This window comes from Ancylomarina sp. 16SWW S1-10-2, assembly GCF_009669305.1.
Classification (GTDB): Bacteria; Bacteroidota; Bacteroidia; order Bacteroidales; family Marinifilaceae; genus Ancylomarina.
This window is the reverse complement of sequence record NZ_SADB01000002.1, coordinates 79,931-99,275: the sequence shown is the minus strand read 5'-3', so window position 1 is coordinate 99,275 and position 19,345 is coordinate 79,931. Positions and strand designations below refer to the sequence as shown.

The 19,345-nt window shown below is 33.1% G+C and carries 16 protein-coding genes; 9 read left to right on the top strand and 7 right to left on the bottom strand.

The features are described from left to right. Positions 1-51: 51 nt before the first annotated feature. The 4 genes from EMN46_RS02500 (at position 52) to EMN46_RS02485 (ending at position 5,725) form a co-directional block, all read left to right on the top strand. On the top strand, positions 52-2,283 hold the full coding sequence (locus EMN46_RS02500; protein WP_154199100.1) for a bifunctional (p)ppGpp synthetase/guanosine-3',5'-bis(diphosphate) 3'-pyrophosphohydrolase: 2,232 nt from the start codon (positions 52-54) through the stop codon (positions 2,281-2,283). Positions 2,284-2,384: 101 nt separating this feature from the next. Next, positions 2,385-2,840, top strand: a complete 456-nt coding sequence (locus EMN46_RS02495) for a Fur family transcriptional regulator (protein ID WP_154199099.1) — start codon at positions 2,385-2,387, stop codon at positions 2,838-2,840. Between the two features lie 298 nt (positions 2,841-3,138). Then, on the top strand, positions 3,139-4,404 hold the full coding sequence (locus EMN46_RS02490) for an adenylosuccinate synthase (protein ID WP_154199098.1): 1,266 nt from the start codon (positions 3,139-3,141) through the stop codon (positions 4,402-4,404). A 256-nt stretch (positions 4,405-4,660) separates the two neighbouring features. Further along, positions 4,661-5,725, top strand: a complete 1,065-nt coding sequence (locus EMN46_RS02485) for a lysylphosphatidylglycerol synthase transmembrane domain-containing protein (protein WP_154199097.1) — start codon at positions 4,661-4,663, stop codon at positions 5,723-5,725. Positions 5,726-5,782: 57 nt separating this feature from the next. Here the strand turns inward: EMN46_RS02485 and EMN46_RS02480 are convergent, their stop codons facing one another. Both EMN46_RS02480 and EMN46_RS02475 read right to left on the bottom strand, forming a co-directional pair. Then, positions 5,783-6,742, bottom strand: a complete 960-nt coding sequence (locus EMN46_RS02480) for an ROK family protein (protein ID WP_154199096.1) — start codon at positions 6,740-6,742, stop codon at positions 5,783-5,785. Positions 6,743-6,766: 24 nt separating this feature from the next. Further along, positions 6,767-7,999, bottom strand: a complete 1,233-nt coding sequence (locus EMN46_RS02475; RefSeq protein ID WP_154199095.1) for a sugar MFS transporter — start codon at positions 7,997-7,999, stop codon at positions 6,767-6,769. 153 nt (positions 8,000-8,152) lie between these two features. Here EMN46_RS02475 and EMN46_RS02470 point away from each other — a divergent pair, with 153 nt between their 5' ends. Beyond that, positions 8,153-9,013, top strand: a complete 861-nt coding sequence (locus EMN46_RS02470; RefSeq protein WP_154199094.1) for an AraC family transcriptional regulator — start codon at positions 8,153-8,155, stop codon at positions 9,011-9,013. 293 nt (positions 9,014-9,306) lie between these two features. On the opposite strand, the gene EMN46_RS02465 is transcribed toward EMN46_RS02470, so the two are convergent. Further along, a complete protein-coding gene (locus EMN46_RS02465) occupies positions 9,307-10,290 on the bottom strand; it encodes a DUF4097 family beta strand repeat-containing protein (RefSeq protein ID WP_154199093.1) in 984 nt (327 codons plus the stop codon). 288 nt (positions 10,291-10,578) lie between these two features. Here EMN46_RS02465 and EMN46_RS02460 point away from each other — a divergent pair, with 288 nt between their 5' ends. Continuing rightward, the gene (locus EMN46_RS02460) at positions 10,579-11,250 is read left to right on the top strand and encodes a ferredoxin--NADP reductase (protein WP_154199092.1); all 672 of its coding nucleotides are present in this window, start codon (positions 10,579-10,581) and stop codon (positions 11,248-11,250) included. Between the two features lie 36 nt (positions 11,251-11,286). Further along, positions 11,287-12,330, top strand: coding sequence for a 23S rRNA (adenine(2503)-C(2))-methyltransferase RlmN (gene rlmN / locus EMN46_RS02455; protein WP_154199091.1), 1,044 nt, complete (start codon positions 11,287-11,289; stop codon positions 12,328-12,330). A gap of 67 nt (positions 12,331-12,397) precedes the next feature. Here rlmN and EMN46_RS02450 read toward each other — a convergent pair whose 3' ends face one another. The 4 genes from EMN46_RS02450 to EMN46_RS02435 form a co-directional block, all read right to left on the bottom strand. Then, positions 12,398-13,417: a LacI family DNA-binding transcriptional regulator gene (locus EMN46_RS02450; RefSeq protein WP_154199090.1), complete on the bottom strand. Its 1,020-nt coding sequence runs from the start codon at positions 13,415-13,417 to the stop codon at positions 12,398-12,400. Positions 13,418-13,648: 231 nt separating this feature from the next. After that, complete coding sequence (locus EMN46_RS02445; RefSeq protein ID WP_154199089.1) at positions 13,649-13,876, bottom strand: arginase family protein; 228 nt, start codon at positions 13,874-13,876, stop codon at positions 13,649-13,651. Positions 13,877-14,089: 213 nt separating this feature from the next. After that, the gene (locus EMN46_RS02440) at positions 14,090-15,865 is read right to left on the bottom strand and encodes a chloride channel protein (RefSeq protein ID WP_154199088.1); all 1,776 of its coding nucleotides are present in this window, start codon (positions 15,863-15,865) and stop codon (positions 14,090-14,092) included. Positions 15,866-16,182: 317 nt separating this feature from the next. Further along, a complete protein-coding gene (locus tag EMN46_RS02435; RefSeq protein ID WP_368667486.1) occupies positions 16,183-17,958 on the bottom strand; it encodes a chloride channel protein in 1,776 nt (591 codons plus the stop codon). Between the two features lie 394 nt (positions 17,959-18,352). On the opposite strand from EMN46_RS02435, the gene EMN46_RS02430 reads away from it, so the two are divergent. Both EMN46_RS02430 and EMN46_RS02425 read left to right on the top strand, forming a co-directional pair. Continuing rightward, positions 18,353-18,601 carry a DNA-binding protein gene (locus EMN46_RS02430; RefSeq protein WP_154199087.1) on the top strand — a complete coding sequence of 83 codons (249 nt, stop codon included), beginning with the start codon at positions 18,353-18,355 and terminating at the stop codon, positions 18,599-18,601. Positions 18,602-18,824: 223 nt separating this feature from the next. Further along, positions 18,825-19,322: a DUF2269 family protein gene (locus tag EMN46_RS02425; protein ID WP_154199086.1), complete on the top strand. Its 498-nt coding sequence runs from the start codon at positions 18,825-18,827 to the stop codon at positions 19,320-19,322. Positions 19,323-19,345 lie beyond the last annotated feature (23 nt).

Here is a 19,345-nt window from a genome sequence, read left to right as displayed (position 1 = left end):
ACAAATCATATTTTTTCGATTTGTATTAAGATTATTATAAATTAGTGCCATATGACAGTTGAAACCCAACAAGATAAAGAATTAATACGCGCAAGTTATCAAAAGCTCTTACTTAGCTGTAAGAGAAGTGATACGCCCGAGAGAAAAGCGATGATTGAGAAGGCTTTCCATTTTGCATGTGAAGCCCATAAAGGAGTACGGCGTAAATCGGGAGAACCTTATATTATTCACCCAATTAAAGTAGCTGAAATTGCAGCTAAAGAAATTGGCTTAGGAACAAAATCAATAGTCGCTGCTTTACTACACGATGTTGTTGAAGACACAGACTGTACAATTGAAGATATTGCCCATCATTTTGGCGACAAAGTAGCCTCTATTGTTGATGGACTAACTAAGATTTCAGGCGCTTGCAATCAGGAAACGTCAATGCAGGCCGAGAATTTTAGAAAAATGTTATTGACTCTTTCTGATGATATTCGTGTCATTATTCTAAAGATTGCAGATCGATTACATAACATGCGAACGTTAAGTTCCATGCCATTGCGTAAGCAAATGAAAATTGCAGGAGAAACCTTATTCCTTTTTGCTCCTTTAGCCCATCGATTAGGCCTATACAAAATTAAATCAGAGCTTGAGGATTTAAGCTTAATGTATGAGCATCCTGAAGATTATAAAGATATTGTTGAAAAGATTAAAGAAAAAGAAGCTGAGCAGATAATCGTTATCGATCAAATCATCAAACCTATTAAGAAATTGCTGAATGATAACAACATAACCTGTACAATTATAAATCGTCCTCGTTCAATCTTCTCTATTTGGAACAAGATTGAATACAAAAAAATCAAACTTCAAGATATTTATGATGTACCAGCAATAAGAGTCATTTTTAAACCTCAGGAAGAAATACCTGAAAAAAACCAATGTTGGAACATTTATTCGTTAATAACGGACATATATAAACCAAAGCCAGAACGCATTAGAGATTGGATGACAACACCCAAAGCTAATGGGTACGAAGCGCTACATATGACGGCGATGGGGCCTCAAGGCAAATGGATTGAAATTCAAATCTGTTCCAATAGAATGAACGAAATCGCAGAGCGTGGTTTTATCGCCCACTCTAGGAATAGTGATGTAAATGAGTCTGAATTAGACAAATGGCTGAAGGATGTTAGAGAAATACTTGAAAATCCTGAATCTGATGCCTTAGCTTTTCTGGATGAATTTCGTTTAAATTTATTCTCGCAAGAAATCCAAGTTTTTACGCCTAAGGGATTAATCAAAACACTGCCTAAACATTCAAGTGCTTTAGATTTTGCCTATAATATCCACACAGATATTGGTAATCATTGCATTGGAGCTAAAGTCAATCACAGACTTGTATCATTAAATTATGTTCTTCGTAGCGGTGATCAAGTAGAAATACTAACATCTGACAAACAAAAACCTAAACCTGAGTGGCTTGATTATGTTGTAACGGCTAGAGCTAAATCAAAAATAAAGGCCGAATTTAAAGATGATAGAAAACGATTAATTTATGCAGGGATTAAGCTACTAGAAGAACACCTTATAAATATTGGCTTAGTTTTAAATTCTAAGGCGACTAAAAAATTGATGGAACACTATCAATTCACAAATAAGGATGAACTTTTTCTAAACTTTGGATCATCAAAACTTAAACTAGAAGAAGTAAAAGAGATCGTTAAAAAGAAATCAAGAAATAAATTTATAAAATACTGGAGCCTACAATTATTCGGCAGCGATAGTAAAGAAACATCAGCTGTAAAAGCAGAAAATAAGCCTGAAATTGACAAAAGGAAACCTTTTCTTTTAGAAGAAACCATGTCTGAAGAAAAGTATAAAATTGCAAACTGTTGCAGGCCTATACCTGGAGATGATGTGGTAGGTTATGTTGATCTGGAAAATAATGTGACCATTCACAAAAGGAAATGCCCTAATGCACTCAAATTAATGTCTAGCCAAGGCGACAAAATAATTGAAGCCAATTGGACAAGTCATCGTTTAATGTCATTTTTAGCGATAATAGAGCTAAGTGGAATTGATAAAATTGGAATTGTTAACGATATAACATCTATCATCTCAAAAGATCATGATGTAAACATGAGATCTATCCATTTTGAAAGCCCGGATGGCGTATTTGAAGGACTAATTCACTTGTATGTCCATAATACTGAAGATTTAAACAATCTAATGAAAAAACTAATTAAAATTAAAGGACTCGACAATGTGAGACGTATTGAAAACATAGAAGAATATAGTTAATATTTTTTTTCTCCTAATTATGGGAATAATCAAAAAAAACACTATTTTAGCCATCGTTATTTAAAATTAGATTAGATAATGATAATATAGCTTTAGAAAGTATGATTAGCGAAGACACAAAAGAAATTGTAAAAAAGATGTTTACTGATTACCTTCAAAAAAAGGGTCACAGAAAAACACCTGAACGATATGCCATACTTGACGAAATATACTCGCGTGAAGGTCACTTCGATATTGAATCGCTTTATATTTTCATGAAGAATAAAAACTATCGTGTCAGTAGAGCTACACTCTACAATACAATCGACATTCTTTTAGATTGTAAACTTGTAATAAAACATCAATTTGGGAAAAACATTGCTCAATTTGAAAAAGCTTATGATAGCAACAAACACGATCATTTAATATGTACTAAATGTGGTAAGATTATAGAGTTCTGTGACACTCGTTTAGAAGATGTTAGAAAGAACGTTTCTAATAATATGGACTTCTTGGTTTCACATCATTCTCTATACATTTATGGCATATGTCCTGAGTGCAGAAAAAAAGAAAAATAACATTAACATTCAATACAAATCTAAAGTCCTTATAAATAAGGGCTTTTTTTTATTCCCTCAAGTGATTTTTCTACAAGTCACTCTCTAATCTAAAATATTTATTACCTTTGACTGTTAACAGTTAGCTGTTAACATCAAGCAAAATTCTCAGCTAATACCTCCCTTTAAATTGGCATGTATTTGCTGGGTTATAATCAACCGTTTTATTCAAATTATTTGTCAATGTATAATACTTTCGCGGTTTTTATTTAAGCTGAATTATTAATTTCATTCGACAAATCTGATCAAATTATTACCTATGAAAGTTGATGTACTTTTAGGACTCCAGTGGGGAGATGAAGGAAAAGGAAAAATTGTAGATGTTCTTACTCCAAAGTATGATATTATAACAAGATTCCAAGGTGGACCAAACGCTGGTCATACACTAGAATTTAATCACATCAAACACGTATTACATACTATTCCTTCAGGAATTTTTCGTGATGATAAGTTAAATGTAATTGGAAATGGTGTTGTAATTGATCCTGTTATTTTCAAAAAAGAAATTGAAAGTATCAAAGCAATTGGTGTTGATTTAAGTAAAAATCTTTTTATCTCGAAAAAAGCACACTTAATTTTACCATCTCATAGAATTCTAGATGCTGCTTCTGAAGCTTCAAAAGGAAAATCGAAAATTGGTTCAACACTTAAAGGTATTGGTCCAACTTATATGGACAAAACAGGTCGTAGTGGTTTAAGAGTAGGTGATATTCTTACCAATTTCGATGAGAAATATAAAGCCTTAGTTAAGAAACATGGCGAAATGTTAGATAAATTCTATTCATACGAGTATGATTTATCAGAATATGAAGCTGAGTGGTTTGAAGGCATCAAACTTTTGCAAGAATTTAAACTAATTGATAGTGAGATCTTCTTAAATGAAAGTTTGAGAAATGGCAAATCAATTCTTGCTGAAGGTGCTCAAGGTACACTTCTTGATATTGATTTTGGTTCATACCCATTCGTTACTTCATCAAGCACTGCTTGTGCAGGTGCTTGTACTGGTTTAGGTGTTGCTCCCAACAAAATTGGTGAAGTTATCGGAATCTTCAAAGCATATTGTACTCGTGTAGGCATGGGACCTTTCCCAACTGAGCTTTTCGATGCAACAGGTGCAGATTTAAGAGATAAAGGAAACGAATTTGGTGCAACAACAGGTCGTGAAAGACGTTGTGGTTGGTTAGATCTTGTATCTCTTAAATATTCAATCATGATTAACGGTGCAACTCAGTTAACTATGATGAAATCGGATGTATTAGACGAATTCGATACAATAAAGATTTGTACAGGATACGAACTAGACGGCAAAGAAATTGACTATGTACCATACGAAATGACTGATGCTATCAAACCCGTTTACACTGAGTTTAAAGGTTGGAAAACTGATATGACTACTATGTCAAACGAAAGTGAATTTCCTGCTAACTTTAAATCTTACGTTGATTTTATCGAAAAAGAAACAGGTGTAAAAATCACCATCGTATCAGTTGGTCCTAATCGATCACAAACTATTGTAAGAAAATAATTACTAGTAAATAGAAATTCAAACTTGAATCTCTGTTTAAATAGTATAATTCATATAAAAACCTCTACGACTTTTTACTTAAGTCGTAGAGGTTTTTTTTGTATCACCCTTCTTTGTAAAAAATACCTGATAGCTAAAACTCAAAATATAAAATTCTATAATTAGGGTCGTTAGCATTTAAACTTGTTATTAATATTGATTAAATTTGGTAGGCAAGTTAAAATTTGAATCTCAATTTCGATAAATATCAATCCATATGGAGCAAAATAACACGACCAATCAAAAAAAATTGCTCAAAGCCATACGACCACAGCGCATAATTTGGCCTATTATGATTGGTTTTGTTGTCATCATATATCTACTCGTTAAAGATTTTAAGCCAGGAACATTTGATTTATTAGAATTTTCATGGTTTACGCTTATTGGAATATTAATTGCCATACTGATGATGGCACTTCGTGATTTGGGATATATGGCCAGATTAAGAATATTAACTGAAAAAGAATTTTCTTGGAAAAAAAGTTTCCGCATTATCATGCTTTGGGAATTTACATCTGCAATTACACCATCAGCAATAGGAGGAACCTCATTTGCAATACTATACCTAAATAAAGAAGGTTTAAGCTTAGGGAGAAGTTCTGCAGTAGTTATGGCTACATCTTTTCTCGATGAGCTCTACTTTATTATTATGCTGCCACTGATTATTCTTCTTTTAGACTGGCAACAACTCTTTTTATTGGATCCTGGAAATGCATCAACATTAGGCTCATCACTTTTATTTTTAGTATTGGGAGCGTATTTATTAAAATTAGCCTACTTAATCGTTCTTAGTTATGGTTTATTTAAAAACCCACGCGGACTTAAATGGCTATTACTATGGATTTTTAAACTGCCAATTCTAAGAAAATGGAAACAAGGTGCTAATCAAACGGGAACGGATATAATCCAAAGCTCAAAAGACTTGAAAAACAAGAGTTATAAATTCTGGTTGAAAGCTTTTTTTGCTAGCTTCTGTTCGTGGACAGCTCGCTATTGGGTAGTAAACTCAATTTTAATTGCTTTTTGGTTTTCTCAATACAGTGCAATGGATCATATTATGATTTTTGCCCGCCAACTACTTATGTGGATTATGATGCTTATTAGTCCAACCCCAGGTGGAAGTGGATTTTCTGAGTGGGTCTTTACGCAGTATCTTGGTGATTTTATTCCTGAAGCAGGACTCACCATCGCTCTAGCTCTAATCTGGCGATTAATTTCTTATTATCCTTACCTATTTATTGGCATGTATATGCTTCCTAGATGGATTAAGAAAAACTTCTAAAAAAAAACTCTGTTTCATTATATATAAAAATCTAATAATGAAACAGAGTTTATACTCTTATATATTATTTTTGGAGTTCCAAACTAAAGCTGCAGTTCCTAAAACAGCTGCATTTTCAGTTAATCCAGAAGGTAAAACCTGAATCTTATTTTTATAGACCGATAAAAGATTTTCTTCTAAAGATTTACGAACAGGATCAAATAAAATATCTCCTGCTTGGGTTAATCCACCAAATAAGAATATAGCCTCAGGACTAGTTACAGCAACAACATTTGCCAAAACTTCGCCTAAGATAGTTGCCGTGTAGGTAAACGTCTCTTTTGCTACCTCATCACCACGATTAGCAGCTTCAGCCACCATCTTTGCAGTTAATTTATTGTATGGAATATCTCTTAATTCACTATCTCCAATATGTCTTGCGAGTAACTTATATACAGACCTTTTGACTCCAGTAGCTGAAACATAAGTTTCCAAACAACCTTTACGACCACATCCACACTCACGTCCACTCTTACGAACAATCATATGACCTATTTCTCCAGCAAAACCATCATGACCATGAAGAATATCTCCATTTACAAAAATGCCACTACCTAGTCCTGTACCAAGTGTAATCACAATAAAATTATTCATATTACGAGCGGCACCAAATACCTTCTCTCCCATTGCTGCAGCATTGGCATCATTGGTCATATAAACAGGAACATCCATTCGTTTTTTCACAAGAGAAACAAACGGAATTCTCCCCTTCCAACGCAAATTTGCCGCATCTTCAATAGTACCAGTATAATAAGACGCATTAGGTGCACCTATACCAATTCCTTTTATATCTATCTGATATGATAAAGCATTTCTCTTAGTTTCCACTATTTGAAATAATTCATCTATATAATCTTCTATATCTGCATGTTTCTGAGTCTTCAATGTCCCTTTTGCAAGACAAACTCCTTCTTTATTTATAAAACCAAAAATCGTATTGGTACCTCCAATATCAATTCCTAAAGCGACTTCTATCATTATTTGACGTTTTTTCAAAGATTACTAATTATGCTTATGCCCTTTTAAAGCATAAAAAAGAATGTAGCCATAACATACAATTGCCACGACAAACGAATTAGCCAAACCAAAACGATCGGCCAAAATACCCATAATCATAGGTACAACAGCTCCTCCAACAATTGCTAAGCAAAGAATTCCCGATCCCTGACTGGTATGTTTTCCCAACCCATCGATGGCTAAAGTAAAAATAGTTGGAAACATGATTGAATTAAACAAGCCTACCAAAACAATACTCCAAAGAGCTACATAACCGGTAGTCAGCATACTAATAACAATTAAAATAGCCACCATAACCGAATTAAAAGCCAATACTTTTGCAGCAGAAATTTTCTGCATCACTGCAGACCCAATAAAACGGCCTACCATGGCGCCACCCCAAAAAATAGCTACATATTGGGCAGCTTCAGCTTCCTTAAACAAGTGCAAACCTTCGTCACCAAAATACATTACCAAAGCACTACCAATTGAAACTTCAGCGCCAACGTAGGTGAATATTCCTACCGCACCTAGAATCAAATGGCGAATTTTCCAGGCCGAGCCTTCTGCTTTCACCTCATCGGTGTCCTGAATTTTAGGCAATTTTACAAAGGCAAATACCAAAGCAATCACTACCAAAGTAATTGCTAAACCCACATAAGGAACCTGAACGGCAGCCGCTTGGCTCGCCAAATCCTGACTCGTATTATTTAATATTAACCATCCACCAAAAATAGGAGCAACAGTAGTCCCTAATGCATTAAATCCTTGTGTTAAATTCAATCGACTTGAGGCTGTTTCGGGAGTACCCAATGCAGCAACATAAGGATTTGCAGCCACCTGCAGAATAACAATTCCAGAGGCTAAGACAAAAAATGCACAAAGAAAAAAGCCGTAGGAATGGAATTCGGCAGCAGGATAAAACATAGCAGCACCAACACCAGCAACCATCAAGCCACTAACAATTCCCATTTTGTACCCAATTTTCCCGATAATTGCCCCAGCTGGTAAAGACATTAAAAAATAAGCACCAAAAAAGGTAAACTGAACCAACATCGCCTGTGTGATTGACAAATCGAACAATCCTTTTAAATGAGGAATTAAAATATCATTCATACAGGTTAAAAATCCCCACATAAAAAATAAGGAAGTCAATAATCCTAGAGCAGCCTTAAAATTCATAGGCTTTCCGCTCGATTGATTATCTACTTGATTCACTTTTGCGTTTATTGATACCATAATGCTAGTTTTAAAATTTCTTCCCTACAAAGTATCAATAATTACAAAAAGAAACATGATAATATTATACCATTTAATAACACTATATTTGCATAAATTTAATAACATCTATCAAACAACAACAATTACGTACAATCTTGTTAATTATTAAGCATGGCTCTATTTCTTGAAGAAGTACCTATAAGTACCCATAAGTCGTTTCGATCAAAGATTGATATTTTGCCTCACATTGTTGTTCCATGGCATTATCATCATGAATTCGAATTAATTTACATCGAAAAAAGTCGGGGAACATTGATTGTTGGAGATTGTATTGATAAATTTAAGGATGGAGATATGATTTTTCTTGGTCCCAACATTCCTCATGTAATGAAAAATGAGGAGGCTTATTATCAGAAAGATCCAAATTTAAGTGCAATTGCTAAGGTAATCCATTTCAAAAAAGAAATTCTAGGTGACAGTCTGTTGAGTTTACCTGAATTCCACAAAATTAAATTACTCCTAAAAATAACATCTAGGGGACTTAGCATTTATGGAAAAACAAAATTGAAAATAATTGATCTCTTAGAAAAATTAGATCAATCTAAAGGTGCCACTCGTTTGATTATTCTTTTACAAATTTTAGACACTCTATCCCAATCTGATGAAATCACCCCAATAGCTTCTGATGCATTTGTCGAGAGTTTTAAACACTCAAGTAATCAAAAGTTATATCAGATATATGAATATGTGAGTAAGAATTTTCAACAAAAAATAGATTTAGATTCGGCAGCAAAAGTAGCTAACTTAAGCAAAACCGCTTTTTGTCGCTTTATAAAGAACAAAACAAATAAAACTTTTTCTGAGCTCCTAAATGGAATGAGAATTAACTATGCTAAGAAACTCATCGTAGAAAGAAAATTAAGCATGGCTCAAATAGCATACGAATGCGGCTTTAATAGTCCATCCTATTTCAATAAACAATTCAAAAATCTTACAGGACAAACTCCACAAGAACTAAAGAGATTATCCTAATAAATAAATTTTATTAAAATAGAAAAGGCTGCTGACAACCGCCAACAGCCACTTTCAAAGAAAACCAATTAATTATATTTTTAAACCATTATTTAGGACACCACTCCCAAAGTCATTAAAAGAACAAGTCTTTTACTAACTATGATTCTTTATTTGTTAATCAACAAACAATCCAAAGATGCCAATTTGCTCATAAACAGAACTCAAGATTATTAATTATAAAATTTGAACACCATAAAGTGTACGCCTAAGTCACAAGTCGTGTTCAAAAACGGACACAAATTAGATCTACATTAACGATAATTTTGATTTCCAGAGCTACTAATACCGTAAATCCACAGATTGCCATTATTCATATATAACTTTCTATCTGCAGAACGACTTCCAACTCTCAAATCTCCTGAAGAAGCCTTTAAATCGAAACTCATATCATTAACATTATTATTAAAATCCATTGAAACATCACCTGAGGTTGATTTAAACATCGAATCTCCAATTAACTCAACAGCATTACCACTTATATCACCTGAAGTAGTCGTTAGATTTAGAACCGATTTAGCATTATTGATTATTAAATCGCCCGAAGTTGAAACATTTGAAATACGCCCATCAATATTTTCAAACTGTAAATCACCAGAACTTGTTCTAGTCGTCAAATCACCTGTTACATCAAAGAATAAAAAATCGCCAGATGTTGCTTTAGTCATAATACTTGCTCGAATATGTTTAAAGGATTGATCCCCTGAGGACGATACAGCAGAAACAGCACCTTTTAGATAATCAACTTCTAAATCACCTGAAGTAGAAGAAGTAATCAATTGAGTTTCCACATTCTTAAGTTCGACATCTCCTGAGGTGCTTGCCAATTTCATTTTATCAGCAACTATTTCTTCAATATAAATATCTCCCGAAGAGTTACGAATATCAATATTCATTGAATAAGGTACTTTTAAAGTTAAGTTCGCCTCAAATCTTCCCATAATCGAGCTTGGTGCTTCAATCCAAACCTTTAAAAGAGAGCCTTCTTGTTTGTATTTAAATTCAAAATCCTTATCTCCCCATAGCTTTCCACGAATAATACCCTTTAAATCAACACTATCATTCTCTGTACCAAGAATGTTTACATCAACAAAACGACCTTCTATTTCTAAGCTTTTAATACCATCAAACTGAACATCAGCTTCAGCATAAATTGTCTGAGCATTACCGTAGAATGGCATAAAAAGTATCCCAACAAGGACAATTAAATATCTTACATTCATTTTTCTCATCTTCATATCTATTATTTTAGTTAATGGTATATTAAAATAATCAGCAAATAAACGATTCACCTACATAACTTTATGTAAGACGACATAAATGAACATATAGTTACAGCTAAAAACGTTTATATTCTTAATAAAAGAATAGAAATAGGATTTATGGAAAAAAATTAGTCATTATTGACCTTTAAAACAGCATCGTTTCATAATATTAACTTATTGCTATTTAGACATTATCTAAATTATAGTATATTTGTATATATATTACTAATAGATTGTAAATACCATCGATATAAAAAGAATATGACCTCAGACATTAAAATAAAAGAACGATTAACCAAAAGTACTGTTGTTTCAAATAGAGAAATTGCACCGGGTATTTATGTCCTAAAAATTAAGAGAAAGATCGATTTTAAATCGGGACAATACATAGGAATTACCACCGATATAGATGTTGAACCTAGGCTTTACACAATAGCAAGTGGCGAGAATGATAATACAATTCAAATCCTTTATAATGTGAAAGACGATGGTTGGTTAACGCCTAGATTAAGCGAACACAAAGATGGTTCAACTATTTACATGACATCTCCTAAAGGTGACTTCATAGATGATGAAAGTACAGCATGGTGGATAGCTTCTGGGACAGGAATTGCACCTTTTGCTTCTATGTTTCGTTCAGGCTTAAAGGAGAATAAAACACTTATCCATGGCGGCAGATTCACACACTCATTCTTTTTTGAAAAAGAATTTAAACCAGTACTTAAAAATAAGTATATACGTTGTTGTTCACAAGAAGAAGGTAATGGTTTGTATAATGGAAGATTAACCCGATATTTGCAAGACATTGATATTTTACCCAAAGATTGTAGATATTTCCTTTGTGGCAGCCCCGAAATGGTTGTTGAAGTAAGAGATTTACTCATAGACAAAGGCGTGGCTTTCAATAAAATTATTGCAGAAATATACTTTTAATCTACCAAAATAGATCTATAAAATTACAATTACCCGATGGCTAAAGACATACTATTAGGAAAAACATTAGAAGAATTAACACAAGTTGTTTTAGACTTGAAACTTCCAAAATTCACAGCAAAACAGATTGCTGATTGGCTTTATAAGAAAGATATTACCAGTATTGATGAAATGCTAAATTTATCTTTAAAGGCAAGAACTCTCTTAAAAGAAAATTTTAATATTGGTTTAATTCCTACACTTAAAGAAGAATGTTCGGTAGATGGTACAAAAAAATACCTATATCCTACAAACTTGCCTCATCAATTTATTGAGACAGCTTATATCCCTGATGATGATAGAGCCACACTTTGCGTATCATCTCAAGTTGGCTGTAAAATGGGTTGTTTATTTTGCATGACTGGAAAACAAGGATTTCAAGCTCAACTTAAAGCTGGTGAAATTATAAATCAGGTTCGTTCTTTACCAGAATGGCACAAGCTTACCAATATTGTTTATATGGGTATGGGAGAACCACTTGATAATGTTCCAGAGGTAATGAAATCTCTTGAAATATTAACTTCCGATTATGGTATGGGAATGAGTCCTCGAAGGATTACTGTTTCTACCATTGGAATTATCCCTGGTATGAAAACATTCTTAAACGAAAGTGAATGTCATTTAGCAGTAAGTCTACACACCCCTTTCGACGATGAGAGAAAGAAACTTATGCCCGTCCAAAATGTCTATCCTATTAAGGATGTTTTGAGTATGATTCGTGAGTTTGATTTTGGTCGTCAACGTAGAGTTTCGTTTGAATATATTATGCTTAAAGGTATAAATGACACACCCGCTCATGTTAAAGAATTGTGTCGAATTTTGGATGGTATAAATTGCCGAATGAATTTAATTCGTTTTCATCCTATCCCCAATTCACCACTCATTGGTTCTGATGAAGAAACTGTTGAAGAGTTTAAAAATCTTCTTAATAAAAAAGGACTTTCAACAACTGTTCGTCGCTCTAGAGGCTTAGATATTTTTGCTGCTTGTGGCTTATTATCAACTAAAGAATTGATGAAACAACAAAATAAAGACTTCTAAAAAAAACGATGATACTAAAAAATCCTGCTCTTAAGGCAGGATTTTTTTATATTCTAAATTCTATTTTTTACTTATCAGATGAAGCCCTAATAATTAAATTAGCATGTACAACAGCTACTTTTACTTTATCGCTATCTGGTTTATCTTCCATTTGTTCAAATAAAAGAGTTGCAGCCTCTCGACCAACTTGTTTAGGATTTTGGTCCATAGTTGAAATTGAAGGTTCCATATAACGAGAACGACGACTATTTGAGAAACCAACAATTGCAACTTCCTCAGGAATTTTAAGTCCCAATTCCTTGGTAGCCATTATAGCTCCAATTGCCAATTCATCATTTATTGCAAAAAATGCATCAGGACGATTAATTCTTGAAAGCAATTCTTTAGTTGCATGTTTTGAGGAGTCTACAGTAAATTCACAGCGTGAAACTAATGTTTCATCAAAAGGAATACCTTTATCTTCAAGAGCACGTTTATAACCACGCATTCTATTTTTACCATATAACATATATTCCGGACCGGTAAGAAATGCAACACGCTTAGCTCCACCATTTAAAAGATGAGTAACAGCTAAATGAGCAGCAGCAGCATCATCAGCTACAACCTTAGAAACGTCTAGTTCTTTTGATGTTCTATCGAATAAAACGATAGGCACACCCATATCTTTTATTTTATGAATATGATCGTATGTATTGGTCGCACGAGACAATGATAAAATAATACCATCCATTCTCATGTTTAAAAATCCATCAACATTCTTCTGCTCTTTCTTTAATTTCTCATTTGAAGAACTCACAAAAACTTGGTAGCCTTTCTCGTCAGCAACTTGTTCAATTCCTTTTACTACCGAAGCATAAAACGAACTTACAATCTGAGGAACAACAACTCCAATAGTATTTAATTTCTGTGTTTTAAGTGCTACTGCCAAAGGATTTGGACGATATTTTAATTCTTTAGCCAATTTTTGTACTGCTTCGCGAGTCTGTAAACTAATTTCAGGATTATTTTTTAATGCTCGAGAAACAGTGGAAACAGAGATACTCAACTTTCCAGCAATATCTTTAATCGTTACAGGTCGGTTTGCCATAAACTTATATTTTAACTTATTTGCGTTGACGTCTTTTAAGTATAAGGCTTTCTAAAAAAGAGAAAGTGTAAATTTTACTATTTAAAGATCAACTTTGGTTAATAAATGAAAATTAATGACCGCAAAAATGAACGTTCATCAACAGCAATATATTCGTGCTGAACATATCACATATACAAAGATAAAATAATTCGGATATATACAATAAATACTTGAGTTTTTTGAACAGTGTTATACGATATTAATCAGATTTTTTTCTTCAAGGATAGAATTGATAACAGCAAAAATGATAATAGCAGCTAATTTTGAGCTTCTACTATCCTCATCAAAACGTGGCGCTATTTCCGCAATATCAAAAGAAATAACCTTGCCAGAACGGATCATCATCTTTATCAATTTTAAAATAATTTCTGGATGTAATCCAAATGGTTGAGGCGCACTAACAGTTACCACAGTCATAAATCTTTGGCCTAGCAGGAAAATATCTATCTAAGTTTGCTAATTCTTTACGAATTCTATTGGGCCCTTTTGATGTTCCAACACGACCTAGATTTTTACGAACGCCCTTGTCACAACAAAACCCGAGTAAGCCAAAACCATCAATTATAACACAACAATGTTACAAAGAATCAACCTAAAGCCTCAAAAAAAGAAATTTTTATTCAACCAATTTTATTCATCTGAGAAATGAACCAAAACTCTACGATAAACATTAAATATTTTAGATTTTGAGACAAAACCGTAATATTTACCATTCAGCGTTACAGGAAGATTCCAAGCACCAGTTTCTTCAAATCGTTTCATAACCACATCCATTAATGCATCAGCTTCTAATATTGCAGGAGGCATAGTCATTAACTCTCGCACGTATGTTTCTTCATACATATCAGGATTAAACATGATATGACGAATATCATCCAAAAGAACAATACCTAAAAGGGTACCCTCTTTATCAACAACAGGGAAAATATTACGATGAGAGTGAGATATAGTTTTAACTAATTCGCCAAGGGTCGCATCAGGATCAATTTTTTTCAAATCAGTCTCTATAACTTTCCCTAATTTCATTAATGTTAGTACCGCTTTATCTTTATTGTGGGTAATTAACTCCCCACGCTTAGCAAGTCGTTTCGTGTATATTGAGTGAGGCTCAAAATACATAATTGTTAGATAGGCGATAGTTGCCGTAATCATAATAGGAATAAACAAAGCATAACCGCCTGTAATTTCGACAATTAAGAAAATTGCAGTAAGCGGAGCGTGCATTACACCAGCCATTACGCCAGCCATACCAATAAGTGTAAAATTACTTTCTGATAATTTAACGAAATCAAACGCATTTAGAAATCGAGCTACAAAAAAACCTGAAATACCTCCTAGAAAAAGAGCAGGAGCAAATATACCTCCAACACCTCCACTACCCGTTGTAATTGTAGTGGCAATAACTTTAAAAACTAAGATTAAGATGACATAAATAAGTAAGAGCCAATAATTATCCTTTAGGAAATAAAAAACAGAATTATTTACTAGTCCATCAACATTGCCATCTATAAGAAACTGAATTGTTTTATAACCTTCACCATAAAGTGGTGGAAATAAGAAAATTAAAATCCCTAAAGCTAAACCTCCTAATATAAGTTTTTTATAAGGATTCGTTATACGTTCAATTTGAGATTCAAGATACATTCCCGCACGTGTAAAGTATAAGGAAACAAAACCTGTAAATACACCTAAAAGAATATAATAAGGGAAAGTTGATAAAACAAAAGAATCTTGAATACCATAGGATAGTAAAACACCTTTACCCATAAAGAAATAGACAACACTTGCTCCTGTAATGGAAGAAATTAACAGAGGTATTAGAGATGCCATTGTTAAATCTAACATTAAGACCTCGAGAGTAAACACCATTCCTGCCATAGGTGCTTTAAAAATCCCTCCAATAGCACCTGCAACTCCACAACCAACCATTAAAGTAATTGTTTTGTAATTCAGATGAAACATTCGACCAAGGTTTGATCCAATAGATGCACCTGTAAGTACAACTGGCGCCTCAGATCCTACAGAACCACCAAAACCAATGGTAAGCGTACTGGCAATAATTGAAGAATAATTATTGTGAGATTTTATTTGACTATTCTTTTGAGATATAGCATAAAGAATTCTTGAAACGCCATGTCCAATATTATCCTTCACAAAAAATTTCACATATAGAACAGTAAGGAGAATACCAACCATAGGATACCCCAAATACAAGAGATTTACAGATTCAACATGAATACTTTGTGTCAGGAAATGATGTGTTTGATGAATTGTAGTTTTTAATATCAAAGCAGCTAATCCACTTACAAGACCAACTATAAAACTTAGAATTAGAACAAATTGTCTTTCCTTAATATGCTTCATTCTCCAAATTAGAAATTGGGACAATAAACTTTTGTTCTTCATGACACTTACTATTATATTCTTGAGGATTTAAAACCTCCCAATAAATGAAAACTACAATAAACTATTCTTCTTTTGGATGGCTACATTGAGTCAAGCAAACCTCAGAGTCTAAATACATAAAAAAAACTTGGCAGCTTTTAAACAACTCATGTATTAAGTTGAAAATCTTTAGTATAAACTAAAAATAGCCCTCTTTAGATTTTTAAAATCGAGTGCAAATGTAATGGAATATTATTGAGCCAAAGATGAAATCTATATTTTTTTTCAAAAAACATTTAATAGGAAAAACAGATTGCTTGAAATTGAAGATAATAAACTTAATCTTCAGAGAAATGTTTTAACATTCGACGATAAGTTGAGAAAATTTGAGCACGCGAGACACAACCCAAATATTTACCATCTTGGAGTACAACCAAATTAAATTTATCGGAATATTGATATTTACGTGCAACATCAGCCATCGATTCATCATGCTGAATTACAACAGTAGGAATAACCATAAGATCACGAACAAACACGACATCATATTTCTCTGGTTGAAACATAATTTCACGAATATCATCGAGTTTTACAATTCCTTCAAAATTATTTTCTTCATCGATAACTATAAACAGATTACGTTGTGATTTAGCAATAACTTTTACCAAATCGCCTAATGTTGCATCTGAGTTAATTGTATTAAAGTTTTTTTCGATCAATCGAGTTACTCGCATAAGAGAAAGAACATTTTGATCTTTATCATGCGTCATTAGCTCCTTACGTTGAGCCAGCTGTATTGTATAAACTGAATGTGACTCGAAACTTTTAGCAGTAGCATACGATACGGTAGCTGTAATCATTAGAGGCACGAATAGTTGATAACCTCCAGATATATCGGCTATAAGGAAAATACCCGTAAGCGGTGCATGAAGTACGCCAGCAATCATTCCTGCCATACCAATCAAAGCAAAATTATTCACCTCAATATTTCTGAAACCTAAATAATGAACAGCCTTTGCAAACAAAACACCTGCATTTACGCCCATAAATAAAGTTGGAGCAAAAATACCTCCTACACCACCAGCACTAAAAGTTACTGAAGTCGCAATCACTTTAAAAAAAATAACCAAGACAAGTAAAACTATAAGTGCCCAAAAATTTTCACTAAATGAATAGAATACCGAATTATTAAAAAGATAGGAGTAGTCACCAGATAAACTTGAGTTAATAGCATTGTAACCTTCACCAAAAAGAGAAGGAAAAAAGAAAATGATTATACCTAATAGTAATCCACCAACTAAAAGTCTAATGTATCTTTTTTCAACCTTATCAAATAAGCCTTGAATGTGCATATACATTTTAGTAAAATAAGTTGCCATTAACCCCGTCAAAATGCCAAGAACGACATAATAAGGCAAATCCTGCATCACAAAACCACCATCAACTTCGAATGGGTAAAGCACATCCATCCCTAAAAAGAAATATGAAGTAATAACAGCAGACGATGAAGCTAGCAAAAGAGGTACTACCGACCACATTGTAAGGTCAAGCATAATAATCTCCATGGCAAATACGATAGCCGCAATAGGAGCCTTAAAAATGGCTGCCATAGCTCCAGCACAAGCACAAGCCAATAAAAGAGTTGTTTGTTTATAATTCAAATGAAATAATCGACCAATATTCGATCCTAAAGCTGCTCCGGTAGAAACAGTTGGTCCCTCCAACCCCACTGATCCACCAAAACCAACAGTAAATGCAGATGTTACAATAGACGAAAACATATTGTGACCATCTATATGTGCATTCGTTTTAGAAATACTATAAAGAACATTAGGAATACCATGACTTACAGGTTTTTTTAAAATATATTTTATAAAGAGTAAGGTTACGCTAATACCAATGGCAGGATAAAGCATATAGAGAAAATTCACCGATTCAAAATCAGTGGTTCCTTGTAATAAAGAACTAATAAAATGAACACAATTCTTTATAACAACAGCTGCTAATCCTGAGGTAATTCCGATAAGAACACCTAGGAAAGATATAAATTGACGGTCATTTACATGTTTTAATCGCCAAATGAGGAAACGGGCTAACAATGATTTTTTCTTCACAATAATTTTTTCTCAAGAAGATTAGTCCTAATTAAAGCCAACAATTTAACAACCCTACAAAACTGATTGAGTTAAATTAGATCTAGGCACAACGCAGCTAAGATACAAACAGCTTTCTAAAAAAAATAGGTAGATCCGTTTTAAATAAAAAAAATCTCATTTTGAAGAAAATAGAATTTTTGTCGCAAATATTTTACTAAAAAAAGAAAATCTAAACATGAATTTGAAAGCCTACGAGAATAAAAGGATTGAAGCAGATCTTAAAAAAAATATTACCAAACAAATTCATTGTCAGACACATTTACACTCTTATAACTTTTAAATAAAAAATAGTTTCACTAAATTTAGAGAGCTAAGATAATTTTAATCCTTATATCAATTAAACTTATAGCATATGACTAAGACAATCACATTTAATAAGCTTAGAAGCATTAAAGATCGTTTGCCAGAAGGTAGTATTAGGAAAATATCAAAAGAACTAGATCTTAATGTAGAAACAGTCCGAAACTATTTTGGAGGTGTTAATTACAAAGAAGGTAAAAGTGTTGGTATTCATGTCGAACAAGGGCCTGATGGTGGTATTGTGGAACTAGATGACACAACAATTCTTGATTGCGCGTTTCGAATTCTTGAAGAAGCTTAAAATTTTTCTTAACTCAAAATTAAATTCCCCTCAACTCTTCGCTATCCTGCGAAGAGTTTTTTTTCACTCTAATTTTATTTTTTACTTACTCTTACAGATTCCTTATCATGATAAAAACACTTTTCAATCTAAAATCCAATTCTTAAGTAACTTTATAAACAATCTAAAGTAATAAAGGCAGTCAAGTCATAATGATAACAGGAGAATACCTAAAGTAACTGACATGAAACAATTATCAGTATCACAAAACAAGTGGCTTAAATCTATTCACATACTTGCTGTAGGCATTTGGGTTACTACAGGTTTAGTTATGTTTCTTCTGCACTTTATGCGTTCTCGTATTGAGACAGGAGAACAACTTTATCTAATGAATCAGATTATCCATTTTATTGACATGAAAATATTAGTTCCCGCCGCAGTTCTTTGTTTAATTACTGGTTGGATCTATTCACAATTCACGAAATGGGGCTACTTAAAACATGGGTGGATAACATTTAAATGGATAATAACCTTATCGATAATTATAATTGGAACTCTATTTTCAGGACCTTGGATAGAAGAAATGGTGAAGATATCAGGAGAACTAGGACTTAAAGCCTTAAATAGTGTAGAATATCAACGAATAGACAAGTATCAAACTTTAATGGGTGTTTGTATGAATGGGACACTTATCATCACCATCTTTATATCCGTTTTTAAACCCAAAAGAGCAAACAAATAATTAAACCAATCTCCGATTTAATA